Origin of the sequence: Azospirillum brasilense, assembly GCF_022023855.1 — a bacterium.
Taxonomy (GTDB): Bacteria; Pseudomonadota; Alphaproteobacteria; order Azospirillales; family Azospirillaceae; genus Azospirillum; species Azospirillum brasilense_F.
This window is the reverse complement of sequence record NZ_CP059450.1, coordinates 457,822-479,231: the sequence shown is the minus strand read 5'-3', so window position 1 is coordinate 479,231 and position 21,410 is coordinate 457,822. Positions and strand designations below refer to the sequence as shown.

Here is a 21,410-nt window from a genome sequence, read left to right as displayed (position 1 = left end):
CCCTGCGGACGGCATCGTCCGTTCCCTTGCTTTCGAAACGGACGACCGCCGCATATGACTCTTGCCCAGCTCACCCGCTTGCGCGGGCACAAGGGTTTGGGGTTTATGTTCGCGCTGGCGACCTTCGCCGTCGCCATGGCGGCGCGTCTTGCCCTCGACGACCGGTTGCCGGCGGGGTTCCCCTTCCTGACCTTCTTCCCGGCGGTCATCGTCACCACCTTCCTGGCCGGGCTGTGGCCGGGCATCGTGACCGCGCTGCTGAGCGGACTGGCCTCCTGGTATTTCTTCCTCGGCACCAGCCAATCGCTCGATCTCGCGCCCGGCAGCGCACTGGCGCTTGGCTTCTTCGGGTTGGTCGTGGCGGTGGACATCGCCGTGATCCACATCATGAACGTGGCGCTGGAGCGGCTGGCAGAGGAGCGCAACCGCAGCGCCCGCCTGACGCAGCAGACTCAGGTGATGTTCAGCGAGCTTCAGCACCGCGTGTCCAACAACCTTCAGCTCGCCTCCTCGCTGATCGCCATCCAGAAGTCCAAGGTCAGGGACCCGGAAGCCCGCCGTGCGCTGGAGGAGGCCGCCGGGCGGCTGTCCACATTGGGCCGTCTGCACCGCCGGCTCCACGCGCCCCATGACGGCCCGATGGATATGGAGCCGTTCCTGCGCGAACTGTGTCAGGACATCCTGAAGACCTCCGGGGCGGAACAGATCGACTGCACGGTCAGCGCCGCCAAGTCCGACCTGCCGCCGGACACCCTGATTCCGCTGGCCCTGATCCTCGCCGAACTGGTCAGCAACGCCCTGGAGCACGGTTTCCCCGATGGCGAGGCCGGGCGGATCGCCGTCGATCTGTGCGCCGATGACGGAGAGCTGGTGCTGACGGTGCGCGACGACGGTGCGGGACTTCCCGATGGTTTCACCCTGGCGCGCCCCTCCAGTCTCGGCCTGAAGATCGTCAGCTCGCTGGCCGCTCAGATCGGCGGAAGCTTCAGCATGACCGGATCGCGCGGACAGGGCACCACCGCCCGGCTGGTTCTTTCCCAGACCCTATCCTCCTGACGGGCGGCGGTGGACAGGAACGTGCCATTCCGGCAAAAGTCGCGCCCATGCCCATCCTCCCCACTTCATCCGCATCGGCGACCACTGCGGCGCGGCGCGTTGGCGTCATCGACACGGCGCGCGGTATGGCCCTGCTCGCCATGGCGCTCTATCACGGCTCCTGGGACCTGACCTATCTCGGGCTGGCTGATTTCGACCTGTTCGGCGATCCACTGTGGCTGGCCGCGCGCACCGGCATCCTCGGCAGCTTCCTGATCCTGTCGGGTCTCAGCCTCGTCCTGGCGGCGGAGGGCGGCATCGACTGGCGCCGCTTCCTGCGGCGCTTCGCCCTGCTGGTGCTGGCCGCGGGCGGCGTGTCGGCTGTGTCGATGGTCATGTTTCCGGACAGCCCGATCGTTTTTGGCGTGCTGCACCATATGGCGGTGGCAAGCCTGATCGGCCTCGCGCTGCTGCGCCTTCCCTGGCTGGTGCTTCTGCTGCTCGGCGTGGCGGTGATCGCGTTGGGCGAGACGGTCGCCCTGCCGCTGTTCGACGAGCCCTGGCTGCGCTGGATCGGGCTGATGACCTTCGAGCCGCAATCAAACGACTATGTGCCGTTGTTCCCCTGGTTCGGCGGCTTTCTGTTCGGGATGGCGCTGGGGCGGCTGTGGCGTCCGGCCCCGGCGAAAACCCCAGGTGGAGCGGTCTGGCGCGGGTTCGCCTGGGCCGGTCGACACAGCTTGGCGGTCTATCTGCTTCACCAGCCCGTGTTGTTCGGCCTGTTGTCCTTGCTGGCGATGGGGATTGGCGCCGACCCGGCGGACGTTCGCAGCTTCCAGACCTCCTGCGTGGCGACCTGCACCAGCAGCGGCGGGGAGGCGGCGCACTGCACCGCCACCTGCCGCTGCGTGGCCGACGATCTGAACCGGGACGGCCTATGGTCCGACTTCGTCCATGACCGGCTGAGCGCGGACGGCGCCCGCAAGGTCGACGGAGTCATTCAGAGCTGCGGCAGCCGCTGACCCGGAAAGCGCCGCACGGGAAAAAGCGCTATGCCCGACGCTTCCCCACCGTGTCGGCGACATAAGCGTCCCGATGCCCCATCGGCTTCGGGCCGCGCCCATCCTCTTCCGTGGTGTCGCGGGCGGTCTGATGCTCGATCTCCGCGTTCAGCTCCGCCCCCATGAGGATCACGTAGGATGTCAGGTTGAACCACAGCAGAAGCACCACGCCCGCCCCGACCGATCCGTAGGTCTGGTTGTAGCTGCCGAAGTTCGAGACGTAGACGGAAAAGCCCACCGAGGCGATGATCCACAGCGCCGTGGCGATGGACGATCCCCAGGTGACCCAGCGCCATTTCGGCTGCCGCCGGTCCGGGCCGTAGCGGTAGAGCACGGCGAGCGCCAGGACGATCGCCACCGCCAAGATGGGCCAGCGCGCGAGGCTGGCGGCCCAGCCGATGGGAGTGTCCCGCAGGCCGAGGAAGTTGATGGCCGCTGGAACCGCCACGATCAGCGCCAGGGTCATGATCACAAAGACCAGCCCAGCCAGCGTCAGCACCAGCGATAGGAAGGCGAGCCGGAGGAAGCTGCGCCGCTCCTCTTCCCCGTAGGCGATGTTCAGCGCGGTGATCAGCGAATTGGTGCCTCGCGACGCACTCCACAGTGTCAGGGCGAGGCCGAACAGAACGCCGAAGCCCAGACCTTCCCGCGGTGCCGACGCCACGTTGCGCGCCTGATCGCGCAGCACGTCCAGCGCCTCCGGCGGCAGCAGACCGGCAAGTTGATTGACCTGCTGTTCCACCCCCGCCGGGTCGAAGACGAGGCCGTACAGCGAGACCAGCGCGGCGATGGCCGGGAAGATGGCGAAAAGGGCGTAGTAGGCCACCCCTGCCGCCACGATGGAGATGTTGTCCTTTCCCTGCTCCTCCCAGGTGCGCCAGAGAATGTCCTTCCAGCCCGCCTTGGGAATGTCGGAGGGCCGGACCGCCGACCGCCCCCGCCCTCCCATCTCGACGCGCGGATACTGGTTGCGGTGGCGACGGCTCAGCCCTAGCATGCCCCCTCCCTCACGCGACCGCTTCGCGCAGAGCGCCGACACGGTGACGCACCGTCTCGATTTCATGGAAATGGGCGCCGACGATCACCGTCAGCTCCTCGGGAAGGTCATCGTGCAGGCTGTTGCGGAACAGCCCCAGCGTTCCCTCCACACCGCTTTCCAACCCACGGAGCAGCCCGCCGCGCGTCCGTGCGCCACCCAGTTCCGTGTCCAGGTCACGCCAGACCGCGTGAACGGGAATCCGCAGATCCCGTCCACCGCCGCGACGCACCAGTTCCGCTTCCAGGGCGGCGGCGCTGCGATCGAACTGGCTGGCGACCTGGGTCAGCCGCGCCCTCAAGGCAGGATCGTCCAGCACCATGTCGGCTTGGCGGAACCCGGTGGCCCCCTGGCGGCACGCGGCGACCAGAACGCTCAGCACATCCTGGATCGTCCCATCGGCGCCCCGTCCCGAAGCGTGCCCTGAAACGGTCGGTTCGACCTCCGGCGTGCGCGATACGGTCCAGGCGAACCACAGGGCGCCCGCCGCCATCACGGCCAGCGGCCAGGGGTTGGAGCGGATGGCGCGCGCCATGCGCGACGGGTTGCCCTCCACCACGTCCCGCACCACCTCGATGACACCCCCCGACATCTGGCCGGGCGACAGGCGGAACTCGATCTCGTCGAGAACCGCGTCCATACGTCCACGGATGGCGTGGATGTCCTGCTCGATCTCATCCGTCCCACGCCGGCCCTGCGGCGCTGCCGGGGCATCGGATGTGGGTGTTGTGTTTGCTGTGTTGCCCGCCGCGACGCCGCCCATGGTGTCGGCATACGGATCGGTGGCTCGGTTCATGCCGGCGACTCCCCCTCTTGACGCTGCCGCCAAGCAACACCGGAAATTGGCCGAAGGTTCCGGCTTGCGGCCGGGGTGACACGAGGGATCGGCTATTCGATCTTTTTAAACAGGCCGCGACCGGGAGCAGTACCCCATCCTCAGCAAACCGCCACGAATCAGTTTGCGGAAGGGGTCTGAACGGATGGCCGGTCAGATGGTTAAACCACTGAGGGGAATGGTGATCCGGGTGGGATTCGAACCCACGGCCACATGATTAAAAGTCACGTGCTCTACCGACTGAGCTACCGGATCACAGAAGCATGCGGCCTGTTGCCGATGCGGGGCGCAACATAGGGGGCGGTGACGCCCCGGTCAACAGCGGGGTTTGACGGAGCGCACAAAAATTTCGCTCTCCGCCGCAGCCCCCGGCGCCGTCACTGTTTGGCCGTCACTGTTTGAGAGTCTGGATCTGCTTGCTGGCATCGCCGTTACCGGCCTCCAGGGCGAAACGTTCGGCCAGATGGTCGGCCACACGGCCGCTGACGAAGCCGCGGATGTCGCCGCCCAGGCGCCCGATCTCCTTGACGAAGCGGGAGGAAATAAACTGACTCTTTTCCGAGGCCATCAGGAACATGGTCTCGATCTTCGGGTTCAGGCGGGCGTTCATGCCCGCCATCTGGAACTCGTACTCGAAATCCGAAACCGCCCGCAGGCCGCGGATGATCACGGTGGCGTTCACCTCCACCGCGAAATGCATCAGCAACGTGTCGAAAGCCCGCACCTCGATGCTGGCCCCGGCGTTGTTCAGGGCGGTCACGTCCTCCCGCACCATCGCCACCCGCTCGTCCGTCGAGAAGAGCGGGCCTTTGCCGGCGTTGCGGGCGACGCCGACGATCAGATGATCGACGAGCCGTGACGCCCGCTGGATGATGTCCATATGACCGTTGGTGATCGGGTCGAAGGTGCCGGGATAGACACCGATGCGGCGCTTGGCCATGGGAGTACCTTCCGCCTCTTTTTATTCGATCGTATCACCGGGCGTATCGCCGGGAGCGGCCTCGTTCCCAGCCGCATCGTCCACGGAGGCCGTCCCGCCGCCGTTTGGATCGCCGCCGTTGCCATTGGTCCCGTTCCCGTTGCTGTCCTCGTCCTCCGCAATGGACGCGACGGACACCACGCGCTCGTCCGCACCGACGCGGAACAGCGTAACGCCCAGCGTCTTGCGCCCCGCGATTCGCACGTCGTGGATCGGCATGCGGATGACCTGACCGCCGTTGGTGACCATCATCACCTGATGCGAGTCCTCCACCGGGAAGGCAGCGACGATGGAGCCATTGCGCTCGCCCATCTCCATGTTCCAGATGCCCTGGCCGCCGCGGCCGGTCACCCGGTACTCGTAGGAGGAGGTCCGCTTGCCGTAGCCGCGCTCGGTCACGGTCAGTACATACTGCTCCAGGCCCTTCAGCTCCTCATAGCGTTCCGGGCTGAGCGTCACGGCTTCGGTCGGCACCTCGTCGGCCTCCGGAGCCGCCTCGCCCTCCATGTCGAGGCCTTCCTCGCGCTTGCGCTTCAGGAAGGCGGCGCGCTCCTCGGGCGAGGATTCGACGTGGTGAAGCGTGGTCATCGAGATGACCTCATCGCCATCGGCCAGACGGATGCCGCGCACACCGGTCGAGGTGCGGCCGGCGAAGACACGCACGTCGGCGACCTCGAAGCGGATGCACTTGCCGCCGCCGGTCGCCAGCAGCACGTCGTCCGCCTCGGAGCAGGTGCGAACGGCGATCAGACGCTCGCCCTCCTCCTCCAGCTTCATGGCGATCAGGCCGTTGGAGCGGATGTTGGCGAAGTCCGACAGGCGGTTGCGCCGCACGTTGCCCTTCGACGTGGCGAAGACGACGTGCAGGTCCGCCCACACGGCCTCGTCCTCGGGCAGCGGCAGGACGGTGGTGATCGTCTCGCCGTCGATCAGCGGCAGCAGGTTCACGAAGGCCTTGCCGCGCGCCTGCGGGTTGCCCAGCGGCAGGCGGTAGACCTTCAGCTTGTAGACCATGCCGCGCGACGAGAAGAGCAGCAGCGGCGTGTGGGTGTTGGCGACGAACAGGTCGCTGACCGCGTCCTCCGCCTTCATCGACATGCCCGACCGCCCCTTGCCGCCGCGCTTCTGCGCGCGGTAGGTGGACAGCGGCACGCGCTTTACGTAGCCGGACTGGCTGACCGTGACGACCATGTCCTCGCGTTGGATCAGGTCCTCGATGTCGGCCTCGAACTCCAGCTCCTGGATCTCGGTGCGGCGCGGGGTGCCGAACCGCTCCTTCATCTCCACCAGCTCGTCGCGGAGGATGCCCAGCAGCTTCGCGCGGTTGGCCAGAGTCTCCAGATAGTCGGCGATCTGGTCGGTCACGTCCGTCAGCTCGGCGCCGATCCGGTCGCGCTCCAGCCCGGTCAGGCGGTGCAGGCGCAGGTCGAGGATGGCGCGGGCCTGCTCCTCCGACAGCCGGTAGGTGCCGTTCTCCGACACGCCGCGCCCCGGCTCGTCGATCAGCGCGATCAGCGGGGCGACGTCCATGGCCGGCCACTCGCGCTCCATCATCTGCTCGCGCGCCCAGACGGGGTCCGGGGCGCTGCGGATCAGCGCGATCATGGCGTCCAGATTGGCGACGGCGACGGCCAGACCGACCAAGGTGTGGGCGCGTTCACGCGCCTTGCCCAGCAGGAACTCGGTGCGCCGGGTGATGACCTGCTCGCGGAAGCGGACGAAGGCGACGATGATCTGCCGCAGGTTCATCAGCTCCGGCCGGCCGCCGTTCAGCGCCAGCATGTTGACGCCGAAGGACGTCTGCAGCTGGGTGTGGCGGAACAGCTGGGCCAGCACCACGTCGGCCATGGCGTCGCGCTTCAGCTCGATCACCACGCGCACGCCGTCGCGGTCCGATTCGTCGCGCAGGTCAGAGATGCCCTCGATCGTCTTGTCGTTGACGACCTCGCCGATGCGCTCCATCAGCTTGGACTTGTTGACCTGGTACGGGATCTCCGTCGCCACGATGGCGAAGCGGTCCTTGCGGATCTCCTCGATCTCGGTCTTGGCGCGGATGATGACGGAGCCGCGCCCGGTCATCAGGGCCGAGCGGACGCCCGACCGGCCGAGGATCATGCCGCCCGTCGGGAAGTCCGGGCCCGGCACGAACTCCATCAGCTCTTCGTCGGTGACGTCGTTGTTGTCGATGTAGGCGCAGCAGGCGTCCACCACCTCACTCAGATTGTGGGTGGGGATGTTGGTCGCCATGCCGACGGCGATGCCGCCAGCGCCGTTGACCAGCAGGTTCGGGAAACGCGCCGGGACTACCGAGGGCTCCTTGCCCGAATCGTCGTAATTGGCCTGGAAATCGACGGTGTCCTTGTCGATGTCGTCGAGCAGCGCCTCCGCCGCCTTGGCCAGCCGCGCCTCGGTGTAGCGCATGGCAGCCGCCGGGTCGCCGTCCATCGAACCGAAGTTGCCCTGCCCGTCGATCAGCGGCAGGCGCATGGAGAAGCCCTGCGCCATGCGTACCATGGCGTCGTAGATCGCGCTGTCGCCGTGCGGGTGGTATTTACCCATCACGTCGCCGACGATGCGCGCCGACTTCTTGTAGGGCTTGGTCGAATCGTACCCGCCCTCCTTCATCGCGTAGAGGATGCGGCGGTGCACCGGCTTCAGCCCGTCGCGGACGTCGGGCAGAGCGCGGCTCACGATCACGCTCATCGCGTAATCGAGATAGGACCGGCGCATCTCGTCTTCGATGGTGACCGGCGCGATGTCGGAAGCGGGAGGAAGGGGCGTCGTGCTCAAGGAGACAAACTCATTCTACGGGCTGCGGCGATGCTCGGTGTTCAACGCTTGCTGTTCAACGCTCAAGGTCAACACTTAAGGTTCAACGGGGCACGTCCGCACGGCCCTTCGGGCCGCTGCATGTAATATAAGAATTCCTATCAGCTTTCGCATGTGCACACAACGCTCCGGCAGCCCCACGATTCCTGGCCTTTGCAAGTCAATGACCTCCGGCCTTTGCAGGACGAGGGCGGCTCAACAGCGCGAAGCGCAGCGAAAGGATGGTCACGGATACCACACTGGCGATCAAAATTCCCTCAAAAAGACCACGCGCGCCGCGGTCCAACCCGAAGGCGAGCAAGGCCGACACCGGAATCATCACCACCGCGTAGGAGATGAAGTGCAGCGCGGTGGGAACCCAGGCGTCGCCGCGCCCGCGCAGCGCGTTCGCCATGACCACCTGCCCGCCGTCCGCCACCAGAACCCAGGCGGTGAAGGCGATCAGCGGCGCCACCGTGGCGATCAGCTGGGGGTCGGCGCTGTAGATCGCCGCCAGCGGCTCCGGCATCCAGCGGTAGAGCACCCCGACTCCGGCCAGGATCAGGCTAGTCACCGCCAGCCCCGTCCAGCCGGCCAGCGCCATCTCCAGCGGGTCGCGCCGGCCATAGGCCACCCCCACCCGCACCGCCGTGGCCGAGGCCAGCCCGACCGCCGCCATGAAGGGAAGCGCCGTCAGGTTCAGACCGACCGTGTAGGCGCCGAGAGCCAGCGGTGAGATCATCCCGGCGAACAGGCCCAGCGTGGCGAAGGCGCCGCTTTCCACGCCCAGGCTGACCCCGGCGGCGTAACCGAGATGGCGCTGCTTGCGGCTGCCGCTCCACCAGTCGCGGACCGGGTCGCGCACCGCCCAGCGGGCGTGGTCGGTCATGTGCCAGGCGTAGAAGACGAGGCCGAGTCCCATCCCCCAGCGCACCGCCGTGGTCGCCCAGGCCGAGCCGACCGCCCCCAGCGCCGGGAATCCGCCATGCCCCCAGACCAGCATCCAGGCGAGCAGCGCGTTCAGGAGATTGCCGAGGATCATCGCCACCATGCCCGGTATGGGCCTCTTCAGCCCCTCCAGGAAGAAGCCGGTCGCGACGTACAGCATCATGCCCGGCATGCCGTAGCCGAGCACCGCCATCACCTGCCCGCCGCCCGCCGCCAGATCCGTGGACTGGCCGGTCAGGCGGAAGAAGGGCTCTCCGGCCAGCGAGGCCAGGGCGAAGAGAATGCCGAGCAGCAGCGCGTAGGGAATCGCCCGGCGCCAGATGCGCCCGCACTCGGCGTCCTGGCCGGCGCCAAGGGCATGGGCGGTCACCGCCACCACGCCCATCATCAGCCCCACGCCGGTGGTGACCAGCAGGTTGGCCGGCAGGTGGGCCAGCCCGTAATAGGCCAGCTCCTGCGCGCTGTAGCGGCCGACGATGGCCGTGTCCACCGCCATCATGACGACCAGCCCGGCGCGCGAGACGATGACCGGGGCAGCCAGCCGCAGCAATTCGCCGGCATGGATGCGCAGACGGTCGGCCAGGAGAGGGGCGGGAATCGCGTGGTCAGGCATGATCAGGGTGTCGGTCGCTTGTGTACGGTTGTCACCGCCGGTGGCGGAACCGGCCATCTTGACCTTGCGGCGTACCACGTCAAGTGGCGGCTTATTGTCCTTCCGCCCTGTTGCAAATCCGCCGAATGGGCCGGAACCAACGCCCGCAGCGGCGCGTTGACGAAGCAACAGCATCCACTGAGGAGTTCGGGATCATGAGCCGCTCCATGCCGTTCCCCGTCCGCCAGATCGCCCTCGCCAGCTTCGTCCTGACCTTCGCCGCGCTGCTCGTCGGCTGCAACACGATCGAAGGGGCCGGGCAGGACGTCCAGGCCGGCGGTCGGGCCGTCGAACGGGCCGCCGAGTGACGCGCCCGCCCATACCTTATCAACCACAAAGAGCCATCCGCATGAGCGATCCCATGACGCCGGAACGGCCCACCGAGGTGCCGCCGCCGAGCAACCCGAACACCCCGCAGCCGGACCGTCCGACCACGCCGGACCCCTACCCGGTGCCTGAGAATCCCGACACCCCTCCGGAGATGCCGCCCCCGGCGGATCAGCCGGTTCCCGGCATGCCGTCGCCGACCCAGGCGTAAGGCGCCGGACACGACGCAATCCGCGTGAGAGGCGTTTCAAGAAAGGCCGATGCCGCAGGGCGTCGGCCTTTTCCTTGTCCGGGTTCTGGTTGCCCGAAGTCGAAGATTCGAATCTGAAAACAACACCGAAACAGATGAGCAACAACGCTGAAGAGGCCGTGGCAAAAATTGGCACCAAAGCGTTAAGTGTTTTTTTACCTTTCTCTCACCTCATCTTAATGTTAACCATTTGTTAATCATTGAGGAGGGCCAACCATGGCTAGGTTTTCGGGCACCAACGCCGCCGAACGCTACCTCGGCACCGATTCCGCTGACACGGTCTATGGCAATGGAGGAAATGATTCGCTCTCCGGAGGTCTCGGCAACGACACGCTTGATGGTGGAGCTGGGAATGACTGGCTGGGCGATCCCTACGCCGGCGATCCGGGTAACGACCACATGTATGGGCGCCAGGGCGGCGACCAGCTGTTCGGCGGGGCCGGCAACGACTGGCTGGACGGCGGTTCGGGCAACGACACGGTGAAGGGCGGGCGCGGCGACGACACGCTGGTCGGCGGAACCGGCGACGATTGGCTGATCGACACGCTGCGCGACGACGGGTCCGACGTCTTCCTGCCCGGTGCCGGCAACGACCATATGGTGAGCTACCGCGATGGCGCGACGGACATCTTCCGCTTCGACGTGGCGCCGGGAGGCTTCGGCACCGACGACATCAGCTATTTCGAAGCGGGGATCGACCGCATCGAGTTCCGCGGCTTCTCCGCCGCCGACCTGACCGTCTCCACCACCGCCACCAGCACAGCCTTCGGGTTCCGGGACGGCTCTTCGCTGACCGTGGATACCGTCGGGCTGGTGTCCGGTCGCGACTATGCCTTCACCTGACTGCTCCCTCATCTAAAGGAAGTACCGCGGGTATGGGGGCCTGATGGCGCAAGGGGCGTGGCCGCGGCTGGCCGCGCCCTTTTCCGCTCCGGCCCGCGGCCCCTCCGCTCCGCTGCCGCGTTATAGCCTTGCCCACGCGACGGAGGAGCCCCGCATGAACCATCGACGCCTCACCCCCCGCCCCGCCACCCGGCTGCTCGCCGTCTGCGCCCTGGCGGCGCTCGGCGCCTGCGCGGAGACCGGCGCCACGCAACGGCCCATGGCGCAGATGTCGCCCCTGGAACTGGTCGGGCTGACGGTGCAGTCCATTCCTGAGAACCGCATCCTGGGTGCTGTGGAGGATGTCGTCCTCACCCCGGCGCGCGAGCCGGTACAGCTCGTGGTGGCGAGCGGCGCGCCGGTCCATCCGGTGAAACGCCACGCGACGCTGGACACCGGGCAACTGCGCTATTCGGAGGAGCGGCAGGCGCTCGTCCTGACCGGTATGAGCGCGGACCAGTTCGACGCCCTGTTCGCCACGCCCGCCGCGATGGCCCCGGCCCTTGCCCCAATGCCCGGCAATCCGGCGGACGCCACCAACTGGAACCGCGCCACAGCCCCGCGCTGATCCCTCCTTCGGCCAGACCATGCGAAGAGCCCCATGATGGGGCCGCAGGGTCTGGCCGAAGGGCATCCTTTGGTCTTTTAAATGTTATGATATAACGTTACATACACCCGGAGCTGTTTGGCAACATGCGGCAATGGGGGGATGATGATCGAGGATGTGGATGCGCCGGGCGTTCCGGCGGGCTTCGAAGCGGCGCTGGACTTGGTGCGCTCGTTGTGGGCCGAAAGACGGCCCGAGGGCGTGCCCGACCGGTTGGTCGCCTGGGCGATGATGGTCGAATCGGTGGACCGGCTCGCCGCCCTGCATGGCCCAAGCGCGACGGCGGCTCTGCTCGACCGGTTGGGCCGGGCCGTTCTGGACACCCCTCCGGGCGCCAGTCCGGGATCGCTTCAATGAGCGGGGTGACCAACAACCGCTTCTACGGGGCGCGCTCCTGGCGGGAGGCGAAGCCGGTAGTCCTGCATCCACGATTCTTCGACGGGTTCCGGGACTTCCTCGACGGGCGCCCATTCGATTACCGCGGATTGGACGGCTGGCCGCTGCTTGACCAGCACCGCTACGAGAATGGCCGGGAGTTGGCGGCGGAATGCCGCGCCGCCGGGATCGTCGTGCGCTGGGGCGACCGCACGCGCATCCCGCGCGGGCTGAAGGACTTGGTTGCCGGGCGCGCCCGGCGTCGTGAAGAGCTCCGAAGGCCCCTCAGAAGCGCAGGCCGGCCGCGGGATTGTCGATCTGGTTGAGCGGGCAACGGCAGGTCGGACAGGACATCTGGGAAAGGAGCGTGTTGCGCTGCTCCTCCGTCAGCGAGACGCCGGCCGCCTGAACCGCCTCGTCGATCATCCGGCGATGATAGGCGGTGGCGCCGCAGCCCTCGTCCATCACGCCCTTCAGATCGTCGTTCGGAATCACGCGGAACGCCGCGGCGGGACCGGACAGGGTCGTGGCGCCACCACCGATCGCGACGGCGGCAAGGGCACGCAGGAAATGACGGCGCTGGGAGGCCATGGCTGCTCCTGGATCACGACGGACGCTCGCCGTGGAATCTCGGTTGGCGGGCATCCTCCGTCAAGCCCGGCCTGCGCAGGTTACACGAAGACAAGCCAGCGGCCGGTAACGGACGGAAGGGGTAAAGCCCCCTCCCTCACGATCATTCGGGTGCTCAGAATGGTTATGCATACCCAAAGATTGTGAACTTTTTATAAGAATTTGAATTTCAATGATGTCTTGGCGCTCCCACCCACAGCGTGATCGTATTCGTAAAGTTTAATGCCGGTCCGGCATGAAAATGTTTACATTAGACGCTCGCGGCGAGTCGGATCTTTGATCCGACTCGCCGCGAGCGTAAGGGGAGCACGAGGGGACACCCTCGTTTTTCTGCAAACAAAGCAAACCCTAGAGCCGTCAGGAGGGATAGACTCCTGCCTTCCTCAGGTTCATCCGGGACTAGGCGCAACCCCCTCATTTTTTCGAAGGTAATCGGGGGCCCGCCAGGTCGCTCTTTTTTGTCCTGACATGCGCATCCTGTTTGCAACCACCGCGTCAAGAATATCCGCCGCCGAGCGCGAGGGCGACCGCACGCACACCGAGATCCAGGGCTGGCTTCGCGACCTCGGCAGGGCATTGGACTACGACGTCTGGATCACGTCGAACGACCGTGGGCGTCCTTACGACGGCGGTAAGCTCGGCGAGGGCTGCCTTGAAGCGCCTGCCGGAAGCGATCGAGAAGGCGCCGGGCGCCGACGCCGTCCGATTGATCGACGTGCTGTGGCTCGACCGCGGCAAGGCGCACGTCGCCGCCGCCTTCGAAGTCGAGCACTCCACCTCGATCTACTCGGGCATCGTCCGCATGCTCGACCTCGCGCTCGGCGGCGACGCGCACGCACTGGAGGGCCTGTTCATGGTGGCGCCGAACGGCCGCGAGGAGGAGGTCCGCACGCAGCTGGCCCGACCGGCTTTCTCGCGCGTTGCCGATCTCAAGGTCCGCTACCTGCCGTACGGGGAACTGGAGTCGCACAGGGAGTCCATCGCCCGGTTCGGAAGCGGCATGAAAGCCATCCATGCCATCTCGCGGACGCCCGTCTGAGCGGCGCTGGGCGGGACACGCGCCACGGCGGCTTGTTGAAGAGGCAGGGGCCCCGAGGGTGCCCTTGCCGGACCGTTTCGTCCCCGAGAACGATGGCTTCCGCAGCAGGCGGATATGGCTTACCCGTTCCACGAATCCGCGACCGTCGAGGTGGCCATGGCGCCAGAGCAGCTTTTCGAACGCCTGGACGACCACACACGGCTTGCCGCACACATGGAGAAGCCTTCCATGATGACGCTGGGCGGGCGCATGACCTACGCCTTCGACGAGGACAAGGGGCGTGCTGTCGGATCGGTCATCCGCATGAGCGGCCGTTTCCTCGACATCTCCCTGGGCGTCGACGAGGTCGTCACCGAACGCGATCCGCCGCGGCGCAAGGTGTGGGAGACCATGGGGCGCCCCCGGCTTCTGGTCATCGGTCCGTACCGCATGGGCTTCGAGATTGAACCCAAGGGGGACGGTTCGGCGCTGCGCGTGTTCATCGACTTCTCTCGCCCCGCATCGCCGGACGGGGGCATCCTTGGCGTCCTGTTCGCCAGGATCTACGCCCGCTGGTGCGTGAGGCGCATGGCGGCCGATGCGGCGGACCTCGGTCGGATCAACCGGCCAACCAATCTGTGAGAGGTCGAGGAACAGCGGTTGGACGATCGACGCGATTGGTCCGGACCCGACCCTACGCCGCGCGCACTTCGGGCACCGGTTTGGCGGCTTTCCCCTTGTGCGCGGCCCAAATCGCGTCGATCCCGTGGTCGTCGACCGCTTTCTTCATCTTTGTCAGGGCGTGGTCCGAGTAGGACGGGAACTTCATGCTGCCGTGCTGGAAAACGCGGCAGCACTGAGCATCGCCGTCGATCCCGCACCCTTGCCGGACCGCGTTGGCCTTCGGCGGCGTCAGCCCGCTCTTCGCCGCCAAGTCCGTGGCGCTCATGTGGAATCGCTTGCGAAGGTCGACCTCGCGGACGGCCCCGGCCTCTGCCGGATCGTCGCTCGCGATCAGCCTCACCGGCGCTCCGACCTTCTTCTCGATTTTGATCTTGACGGTCGGCCCGGCGCCGGTCGCGGTTGCCCTCAGGGCCATGAGGCGGGGGAAGACGTCGGCAACGGACTTTCCGCCCTTGATCGCCTTCACCACACGCTCGATGTCCCGTTCGGAGATCTCGACGTCGTCAGCGACATGGGACTCCATCGCAAGCATGGCCCTGACGCGCCCCCGCGCTTCATCCTGGGCGCGGCGCCCGGGGGCCAGGAGTTCCGCGACCAGCTTGTACTCGCGGTCGATCAGGAAGTCGAAGTCCCCCGCAGGCATCGTGGAGACTGGCAGGACACGGGTCGGCAGGTGCGACGACAGGTCGTCGTCGAGCGACCGCTTGAGGACTGAGTCGAAGGCGGTCACCAGTGCGCGGGTATGCAGGTAAAGGATGTCCTCCGAGACGTAGACGAACCAGTGCTGGGCCGCGTCCCGCATGGCGTCCACCGCCTTGAAGATGCCCGCCTCGTCCTCGGTGACTCCGCAGTGCATCTTCGCCAAGTTGACACACTTTTCGAAGCCCAAGGAGAACTGTTTCTCCCGGTCGAAGACCTGCACCCTTTTCTGCACGAGGGTCGCCTTCAAAAGCATCTCGGACGCATGCTGAAGGTGGAGGAGGACCGTGGTGACGCGGCCATCCTCACCGAAGGAGTTGAATCCCGTCATGGCAGTTCGAAGCGAGGCGATTGCCTTCAGCTTCAATGTCCTCGCGTCGCGAACCAGCTTCAAGGCACCCTCCTGGGAGTGGACAACGGCGGAATGCCATCCTGGATGCCTTTATACTGTTGCCCAGTCGTTAACCGCGGTCGCGGGTGCTGTAATACCCGGCACTGTTCCGACGTCCATCAAACGGCCCGCGCTCTCGCGTGCCGCAAAACGGGAGGAGAAGCATGTTGAGGAACATCGCCTTGGCCACCATCTTCGCCGTCGCCCTCACCGGCCCGGCGCTCGCCAACAGTTGCCCCAGGCACATGGCCGCCATCGACCAGGCGCTCGCGGCCAATCCGAAGCTGGACGCCGCGAAGTTGGCCGAGGTCAAAAAGCTCCGCGCCGACGGCGAGGCGCTCCACAAGCAGGGGAAGCATGCCGAGTCGGAGGCAACGCTCGCCCAGGCCGAGAACCTCCTCGGCATCAAGAAGTGACATCGGGCGCCACGGGGGCTGAGCAATGCCCTCACCCCCGCGGCGTCGTGCGCAGCGGCTCAGCCCCTACGCGCCTTACGGCCGACAGCGAACAGCATCCCGGCGAGCACCAGAAACACGATGGCGCCGCCGCCCCAGACCCGGACGTAGCCGGGCATCCCGAGGCTGGGGACGAAGGCGTAGACGGCGGCCAACCCCGCCCACACCGTGACGATGGCCAGGGTCAGCCAGAGTTCGGCGTTCTTCATGGCTTTTCTCCCGCGCTCAGTGCCCATGCCCGCCGCCGATGGCGATGATCGGCAGGGATTGGATTAGCTGGAACGCGACGATGGTGAAGAAATACATGGCGGCGACCAGCGCGGCGACCGACACCAGCCCGGTCCACGCGGGCGCAGCGCCGACGCCGCGCGCCCCGGCCTGCCAATCGACCACGCGAACCTGTTCAGCCGTCGCGCGCCGCGACAGCAGCGTGCGCACGACGCCGTAGACGGTGACCGAGATGGCCACGGCGAAGACCGTGGCGCCGACGCCGACCAGGGCCATCAGCACCGGCCACGCCGCGGGGGCCATGCCGCCGTAGCTCACGTCGAACACCCGGCGCGGCACGCCCATGAACCCGGCCGTGATGCCCGCGGCGCCGAAGATGACCAGACCGATCGTCACCAGCAGAGGCATGCGCCTCAGCACCGCCGGGCGCCACAGGCCGCCGCCGCTCAACGCCGGGAGCATCACCATCATGGCGGCCAGGAAGGTCTGGGTCAGCACGCCGACCGCGAAGAAGTGGAAGTAGCCGGGCACGAAGAAGGTGTCCGACAGCATCGGCGCCAGTTCGCCCTGGATCAGGACGAAGGCGAAGGTGATGCCGACCATCATGTTCACCACCGCCCAGCCCATGTTCGTCATGGCCGGGTTGTCCCACGGCAGCCCGCGCATCCAGCCGAAGAAGCCCGTGGCGCCGCGCGCCCGGGCGCTGGCCTCCAGCGAGGAGACGATGATGGCGAAGGCTGCCAGCGTCGGGACCGAGACGAACAGCGACAGCAGCGAGCCGACGACCCGCACGCCTTCGGACAGGTTCGGTTCCAGGAACATGTGGTAGAGGCTGGTCGGCGGCACGAAGACCAGATAGGCGGCGAAGACGATCTTCGACATGCGCGCGCCGTGGATGGACTTCACCCCCGTCAGGTGCTCGGTCAGCACGTACCACACCAGCACCGTCGCCATCAGCGGCAGGTAGTGCAGGTTGTGGAACAGGATGTGCCACTCCGTCCCGTGATCCGCCGGGAACGGCCCGGCGCCGAGCGCCCACAGCACGCCCGGCAGGAAGGCGTTCGTCGCCGCGATGGCGCTGACCACCAGGAACCCCGCCCAGGCGAACAGCGCGAAGCCAATGGAGGTGAATGCATCCGCCTCGCCACGCAGCCGGGGCTGGAGCACCGTCGCGATGCCGCTGACCGCCGAGGCGACCAGGCCGCCGGAGAGCAGCAGGTAGCCCAGCGCGAAAAACCCGACCGAGCGCGGATCGTCCGCGGCGAGCTCGGGGTTGCCGTCATACAGCAGCGGCGTGCCGGTGTAGGAGATCCATTCGCTGACACCGAAGCCCGCCAGCATCAGCGCAGCACCCAACCAGGCGAACGGGCGCAACGCCAGCCCGCGTCCGTTCTCGGCAGCGGCGAGCACGAGCAGGAGGGCCGCTTGGATCAGGTACAGCCAGTAGAAGAACACCGACACGCCGTGCAGGGTGAGCAGGCGGTAGGCGTCGTCCGGGAAGAAGGTCAGCGCACCGGCACGGGCCAGTGCGGTCACAAAGCCTCCGATCAAGCCCAGCACCAGCGCCAGCAGGGCGGCACCGAACAGCAGTTTGAGGAGCGCCTTGTCGGGCGTCGGCAGGGCTTTGATGCGCGCCGCCAGGGTGGGCTTGGAGCCGACCGGGGCGACGTTCGTTGAGATGGTATCCATGGTGGGTCCTCCCCGGGTCACGCGACGACGATGCGGCCCTGCATGGCGTCGTGCGCCTGGCCGCAGTAGACGGTGCAGTACACGAGGTACTCGCCCGGCCTGGTGAAGGTGATGACCTGCTCGGTGACCGTGTTCGGGCGGAGACGGATGATCCGGCTGGCGGCTCCCAGCTGGATCGACGCGCCGTGGGTGATGTCGTCCGCCATCATGCGGAACCGGTACCCCTGCCCGGCCTTCAGCCGCAACATGTCCGGGCTGTAGGAGAACTTCTGGGCCATCAGGTAGACGTCCACCGGCTCGCCCCCGGCGTTATGGCCGTGGTCATGTCCCTCGACGGCGTGGCTGTGCGTGTCCTCGCTGACGTGCGGGCTCACGCTGCCGTCCTTCTGCGTGTACCGCTGGATGAAGTAGTCGTGTTCGAAACGGAACTCCTCGGGCGCCATGCCCGCCGAAGCCCCGTGACCACCGTGGCCACCAGCCTCGGCGGGTGCTTCGGCGGCGCCATGGCCGCCATGACCACCGCCGTGAGCGTCGGGTTCGGGGGCAGCGGCCGTCTTGCCGCCGAAGGGGAGCGGTGCGGCCCCGTATGCCGCCCAGGCGCCGTACAGGGAGACGGCGCCGAAGCCCAGTCCGGCGATGAAGCCGCGACGGGTCGTGAAATGCCTCTCAGACATCGTGAGAGTCCTCTGATCGCGTGGTCGGAATCGCTCGCGAACGCCACCGGTCGGGCGGCGCGTGGCCGGGCGTCCGACGCAGACGGCGTCAGGGCGCTCGGCCGGTCAGAGGACGGTCTTCGGAGGGGGCGTGTCCGGCGCGATGTCCCGGGCATTGGGGGCGTAGTCGGGCCGCGGGTGCCAGGACATCTCCACCGTCGTCACCGCGACGGCGGCGACATGGTCCGCCGGGGCTTCGGCCGCCGGGCAACACGGAGCCACGACCACGAGGGCGGCCTTGTGGGAGTCGCCGTGCGACGGGGCCGAAGGGGATGGCGTGTGGTGGGAACGGTGATCGATCGGCCCACCATGGGCCTCCACATGCGCCATGGCTCCGCCCGCCGCGCCCACCAGGAGCGCGAAGGCGAACGCCAGAACGGCGAAGATGTGGCCCAACCGCGTCATGTCTGCCATCGTCACCAACGACCTGGGACCTCCCAGGCCATGCCAAGCGTATCCCGTATCGTAGGTCCGGGAATTGATCGGCATCAACCCTGTGCCCGCGTCATGGTCCTGTTGTGGAAAAAGCGTGGGCGAAACCTCACCGGGCGGTGGCGCCTTGCGCCTGCGGCAGGGCGGCGACGGTGACCGGACAGGAGACGTGTTCGACTTTGTCCTTGACCTTCCAGCGGCTGGAAGGCGCAGGGTTCTTCCTGTGGCATCTCCGGCCCGGTCGAAGGTGCGGGTGACATTCCGACGCACTCCTTCTCCGACGCTTGGAGGGGATCGTTGCCGAAGCCATCTGTTGTTGCAGGGGCCAGGGAACGGTCGTAGGTTTCCATAAGGGTGCGGCGGGCACTGGGGTGCCGCACAGTTCCCACAAGATGAGGCAAACGCCATGTGGCGTGTGACGCGGTCGTCGGTGAGGAGGGTGGTGGTGAGCCTGCTGATGCTGGCCACGCTGCTCGTCTATGCCGCGCCGAGCCACGCCAACCTGGGGCCTCACCATGCGTCCCAGACTCCTCACGAGCACGTTCCGGTCGGCGACCATGGCGACGCCATCGCGACCGTCCCGGACCACGAGCACGAGGAAGCTCCGTGTGGGGACCTTGGCCTGCTCGACGAAGGGACCTGCTGCAGCGTCGCGCAGTGCGTCACCATGCACGGCGGCCTCCCCGCTGCGATGGTCGAGGCGTTCACCCCGCGCCTGATCACGTCCCAGCATCTGCCTGCCCTGGCCACGCCGGACGGCATCGGCATCGACCCGGCTATCCGCCCCCCGCTCTGACCATCTGACGCCACGAGTCCGCCCGCGCCCGACCTGAGCCTCGGCTCGGCGAAGGACGCCGGTCCCGGCCCTCGTGCGCGTGGCTTTTGCGTCCCCGGCGCTCCCGTGTGGAATCCGTCCGGGATGGCTCGAACCAGATGTTCAGATGGAGGACGCCATGTCGTCTCTCACCCGCAAGATGCTCCCGGCACTCGCGCTGACCGCCATGATGTCGGTAGCCCAGGCCCAGACCACCACAGACCAGGACCACAACGCCCATCATCCGGACGGAGCCGCGGCCACGACGCAGGCCCAGCCCGCTCCGGTCCCGGCTCCCACGCAGCCGACCCCGGGCGCGAAGCCCGGCGCGCCCGGCAACGCGCCGATGATGGGTCAGGGCATGGGCAGCGGCATCATCGTCCAGCCCGGCGCCCAGGCGCAGGGTGGCCAGCCCGGCATGATGATGAACATGGACCAGATGCGCTCGATGATGGGCGTCATGTCCGACCAGCAGGACGGCCAAGCCGGGATGATGGGGCCCGGGATGATGGGGCCCGGCATGATGTCCATGATGCGACAGATGATGATGGGCCAGCAGGGCGGAATGGGCTTGCCCTTCGAGCACGTCGAGGGCCGCATCGCGTTCCTGAAGGCCGAACTCAAGATCACCGACGCCCAAGCACCGCAGTGGAACGCCTTCGCCGACAGCCTGCGGGCGAACGCCAAGGCCCATCAGGCCATGCACGAGCAGATGACCAAAGGCGGCATGCCCTCCTCCTGGCCCGACCGGCTCGCTTTCCAGCAGAAGGCGCTGTCCACCCGGCTCGACGCCCTGAAGGCACTGGAGTCCGCCGCCAAGCCGCTCTACGCCGTGCTGACCGACGAGCAGAAGACGCTCGCAGACCGGCTGCTCCCCGGCCCCATGGGCATGATGTGAGGAGGCGGTCATGACGCACCACGAACACCCCCATCACACTCCCGAGCCGCAGGCGCGCACGCCCTGGTACCGGACCTGGACCGGCTTGGCCGGACTCGGCGGGGCCGCCCTGGCGGCCGTGTACCTGTCGCTCTTCCACGTCGACCATGTGCTCGACGCGCTTCCGCTTCTCGTCCTGCTGCTGTGCCCGCTGATGCACCTGTTCATGCATGGTGGCCACGGGCATGGCGGCCACGGCGGGAATGGTGACGCCGATCGGCCGACCAAGGGAGGCTTGCCATGACGCACGAAGCCTCGGCCTATGGCCTGTGGGTGCTGGTCGCCCTCAACTCCGCCATCTTCATCATCTTCGCCTTCAGCTTCGGCAAGCCGCAGTCACCCCGGGACTGGCGGTCCTTCGGGGCGTTCAGCGCCTTCATCGTGGCTCTGTTCACCGAGATGTACGGCTTTCCGCTGACCATCTACCTGCTCTCGGGTTGGCTCCAGACCCGCTACCCGGGCCTCGACATCCTGTCCCACGACGCCGGGCACCTCTGGTCGACCGTCCTCGGCCTGGAGGGCAACCCGCACTTCAACGTGCTGCACATCCTCAGCAACGTCCTGATCCTGGCGGGCTTCGTCCTGCTCTCGGCGGCCTGGAAAGTGCTTCACGCGGCGCAGAAGCAAGACCGGCTCGCCACGACGGGCGTGTACGCCCATGTCCGGCACCCGCAGTACATCGCTTTCATCGGCATCCTGTTCGGCTTTCTGCTCCAGTGGCCGACCATCCTGACGCTGGCGATGTTCCCGCTGCTGGTCCTGATGTACGTCCGTCTGGCCCGGTCCGAGGAGCGGGAAGCCCTCCGGGTGTTCGGAGCCGAGTACGAGCGTTACGCCGCGGTCACGCCGGGTTGGCTTCCGCGTCTCTCCTCCCATGGGCCGAATCACCCCAGAGTGGGAGGGTCGTTCGGTGCGTGATTCTGGT

General features: G+C 67.1%; 25 protein-coding genes, 1 tRNA gene and 1 pseudogene. 15 read left to right on the top strand and 12 right to left on the bottom strand.

What is annotated here, in order from left to right; translation table 11 throughout:
• The first annotated feature begins 105 nt into the window (after nt 1-105).
• Nucleotides 106-1,056, top strand: a complete 951-nt coding sequence (locus H1Q64_RS15595; protein WP_237906078.1) for a sensor histidine kinase — start codon at nt 106-108, stop codon at nt 1,054-1,056.
• Nucleotides 1,057-1,103: 47 nt separating this feature from the next.
• Nucleotides 1,104-2,057 (top strand): DUF1624 domain-containing protein, encoded by a 954-nt coding sequence (locus H1Q64_RS15590; protein WP_237906077.1) that lies wholly within the window; start codon nt 1,104-1,106, stop codon nt 2,055-2,057.
• A gap of 28 nt (nt 2,058-2,085) precedes the next feature.
• Here H1Q64_RS15590 and H1Q64_RS15585 read toward each other — a convergent pair whose 3' ends face one another.
• From H1Q64_RS15585 to H1Q64_RS15560, 6 genes are all read right to left on the bottom strand, one after another.
• Nucleotides 2,086-3,093 carry a YihY/virulence factor BrkB family protein gene (locus H1Q64_RS15585; RefSeq protein ID WP_237906076.1) on the bottom strand — a complete coding sequence of 336 codons (1,008 nt, stop codon included), beginning with the start codon at nt 3,091-3,093 and terminating at the stop codon, nt 2,086-2,088.
• 10 nt (nt 3,094-3,103) lie between these two features.
• Nucleotides 3,104-3,928 (bottom strand): hypothetical protein, encoded by an 825-nt coding sequence (locus H1Q64_RS15580; RefSeq protein WP_237906075.1) that lies wholly within the window; start codon nt 3,926-3,928, stop codon nt 3,104-3,106.
• A 218-nt stretch (nt 3,929-4,146) separates the two neighbouring features.
• Nucleotides 4,147-4,222: transfer RNA gene (locus H1Q64_RS15575), tRNA-Lys, on the bottom strand.
• A 136-nt stretch (nt 4,223-4,358) separates the two neighbouring features.
• Nucleotides 4,359-4,907, bottom strand: coding sequence for a pantetheine-phosphate adenylyltransferase (coaD, locus tag H1Q64_RS15570; protein WP_014197255.1), 549 nt, complete (start codon nt 4,905-4,907; stop codon nt 4,359-4,361).
• Between the two features lie 21 nt (nt 4,908-4,928).
• Nucleotides 4,929-7,736, bottom strand: coding sequence for a DNA gyrase subunit A (gene gyrA, locus H1Q64_RS15565; RefSeq protein ID WP_237906074.1), 2,808 nt, complete (start codon nt 7,734-7,736; stop codon nt 4,929-4,931).
• 199 nt (nt 7,737-7,935) lie between these two features.
• On the bottom strand, nt 7,936-9,315 hold the full coding sequence (locus H1Q64_RS15560; protein WP_237906073.1) for an MATE family efflux transporter: 1,380 nt from the start codon (nt 9,313-9,315) through the stop codon (nt 7,936-7,938).
• Nucleotides 9,316-9,509: 194 nt separating this feature from the next.
• On the opposite strand from H1Q64_RS15560, the gene H1Q64_RS15555 reads away from it, so the two are divergent.
• The 6 genes from H1Q64_RS15555 (at nt 9,510) to H1Q64_RS15530 (ending at nt 12,121) form a co-directional block, all read left to right on the top strand.
• Nucleotides 9,510-9,662, top strand: coding sequence for an entericidin A/B family lipoprotein (locus H1Q64_RS15555; protein ID WP_014197259.1), 153 nt, complete (start codon nt 9,510-9,512; stop codon nt 9,660-9,662).
• Nucleotides 9,663-9,703: 41 nt separating this feature from the next.
• Nucleotides 9,704-9,892 carry a hypothetical protein gene (locus tag H1Q64_RS15550; RefSeq protein WP_137141073.1) on the top strand — a complete coding sequence of 63 codons (189 nt, stop codon included), beginning with the start codon at nt 9,704-9,706 and terminating at the stop codon, nt 9,890-9,892.
• A 255-nt stretch (nt 9,893-10,147) separates the two neighbouring features.
• Nucleotides 10,148-10,774: a calcium-binding protein gene (locus tag H1Q64_RS15545; RefSeq protein WP_237906072.1), complete on the top strand. Its 627-nt coding sequence runs from the start codon at nt 10,148-10,150 to the stop codon at nt 10,772-10,774.
• A 154-nt stretch (nt 10,775-10,928) separates the two neighbouring features.
• A complete protein-coding gene (locus H1Q64_RS15540) occupies nt 10,929-11,381 on the top strand; it encodes a hypothetical protein (protein WP_237906071.1) in 453 nt (150 codons plus the stop codon).
• A gap of 141 nt (nt 11,382-11,522) precedes the next feature.
• A complete protein-coding gene (locus H1Q64_RS15535; RefSeq protein WP_237906070.1) occupies nt 11,523-11,777 on the top strand; it encodes a hypothetical protein in 255 nt (84 codons plus the stop codon).
• A complete protein-coding gene (locus H1Q64_RS15530; RefSeq protein ID WP_237906069.1) occupies nt 11,774-12,121 on the top strand; it encodes a hypothetical protein in 348 nt (115 codons plus the stop codon). Before H1Q64_RS15535 ends, H1Q64_RS15530 begins: the two co-directional genes overlap by 4 nt.
• Here the strand turns inward: H1Q64_RS15530 and H1Q64_RS15525 are convergent.
• Nucleotides 12,081-12,386 (bottom strand): hypothetical protein, encoded by a 306-nt coding sequence (locus H1Q64_RS15525; RefSeq protein WP_237906068.1) that lies wholly within the window; start codon nt 12,384-12,386, stop codon nt 12,081-12,083. The genes H1Q64_RS15530 and H1Q64_RS15525 overlap by 41 nt on opposite strands.
• 546 nt (nt 12,387-12,932) lie before the next feature.
• Here H1Q64_RS15525 and H1Q64_RS15520 point away from each other — a divergent pair.
• Together H1Q64_RS15520 and H1Q64_RS15515 are read left to right on the top strand one after the other, a co-directional pair.
• A pseudogene (locus H1Q64_RS15520) lies at nt 12,933-13,464 on the top strand (type II restriction endonuclease); the annotation flags it as partial.
• Nucleotides 13,465-13,578: 114 nt separating this feature from the next.
• On the top strand, nt 13,579-14,085 hold the full coding sequence (locus H1Q64_RS15515; protein ID WP_237906067.1) for an SRPBCC family protein: 507 nt from the start codon (nt 13,579-13,581) through the stop codon (nt 14,083-14,085).
• A 52-nt stretch (nt 14,086-14,137) separates the two neighbouring features.
• Here H1Q64_RS15515 and H1Q64_RS15510 read toward each other — a convergent pair whose 3' ends face one another.
• Nucleotides 14,138-15,220 (bottom strand): hypothetical protein, encoded by a 1,083-nt coding sequence (locus H1Q64_RS15510; protein ID WP_237906066.1) that lies wholly within the window; start codon nt 15,218-15,220, stop codon nt 14,138-14,140.
• 179 nt (nt 15,221-15,399) lie between these two features.
• Here H1Q64_RS15510 and H1Q64_RS15505 point away from each other — a divergent pair, with 179 nt between their 5' ends.
• Entirely contained in the window at nt 15,400-15,633 is a 234-nt protein-coding gene (locus H1Q64_RS15505; protein WP_211100372.1) for a hypothetical protein, read from the top strand.
• Nucleotides 15,634-15,692: 59 nt separating this feature from the next.
• Here H1Q64_RS15505 and H1Q64_RS15500 read toward each other — a convergent pair whose 3' ends face one another.
• The 4 genes from H1Q64_RS15500 to H1Q64_RS15485 form a co-directional block, all read right to left on the bottom strand.
• Entirely contained in the window at nt 15,693-15,881 is a 189-nt protein-coding gene (locus H1Q64_RS15500; protein ID WP_237906065.1) for a hypothetical protein, read from the bottom strand.
• A gap of 16 nt (nt 15,882-15,897) precedes the next feature.
• Entirely contained in the window at nt 15,898-17,589 is a 1,692-nt protein-coding gene (locus tag H1Q64_RS15495) for a cbb3-type cytochrome c oxidase subunit I (RefSeq protein WP_237906064.1), read from the bottom strand.
• 17 nt (nt 17,590-17,606) lie between these two features.
• Nucleotides 17,607-18,263 carry a hypothetical protein gene (locus tag H1Q64_RS15490; RefSeq protein WP_237906063.1) on the bottom strand — a complete coding sequence of 219 codons (657 nt, stop codon included), beginning with the start codon at nt 18,261-18,263 and terminating at the stop codon, nt 17,607-17,609.
• A gap of 105 nt (nt 18,264-18,368) precedes the next feature.
• A complete protein-coding gene (locus H1Q64_RS15485; RefSeq protein WP_237906062.1) occupies nt 18,369-18,707 on the bottom strand; it encodes a hypothetical protein in 339 nt (112 codons plus the stop codon).
• 472 nt (nt 18,708-19,179) lie between these two features.
• Here H1Q64_RS15485 and H1Q64_RS15480 point away from each other — a divergent pair, with 472 nt between their 5' ends.
• The 4 genes from H1Q64_RS15480 (at nt 19,180) to H1Q64_RS15465 (ending at nt 21,403) form a co-directional block, all read left to right on the top strand.
• Nucleotides 19,180-19,530 carry a hypothetical protein gene (locus H1Q64_RS15480; protein WP_237906061.1) on the top strand — a complete coding sequence of 117 codons (351 nt, stop codon included), beginning with the start codon at nt 19,180-19,182 and terminating at the stop codon, nt 19,528-19,530.
• A gap of 157 nt (nt 19,531-19,687) precedes the next feature.
• Complete coding sequence (locus H1Q64_RS15475) at nt 19,688-20,446, top strand: Spy/CpxP family protein refolding chaperone (protein WP_237906060.1); 759 nt, start codon at nt 19,688-19,690, stop codon at nt 20,444-20,446.
• A gap of 10 nt (nt 20,447-20,456) precedes the next feature.
• A complete protein-coding gene (locus H1Q64_RS15470; RefSeq protein ID WP_237906059.1) occupies nt 20,457-20,729 on the top strand; it encodes a DUF2933 domain-containing protein in 273 nt (90 codons plus the stop codon).
• On the top strand, nt 20,726-21,403 hold the full coding sequence (locus H1Q64_RS15465) for a methyltransferase family protein (RefSeq protein ID WP_237906058.1): 678 nt from the start codon (nt 20,726-20,728) through the stop codon (nt 21,401-21,403). Before H1Q64_RS15470 ends, H1Q64_RS15465 begins: the two co-directional genes overlap by 4 nt.
• Nucleotides 21,404-21,410 lie beyond the last annotated feature (7 nt).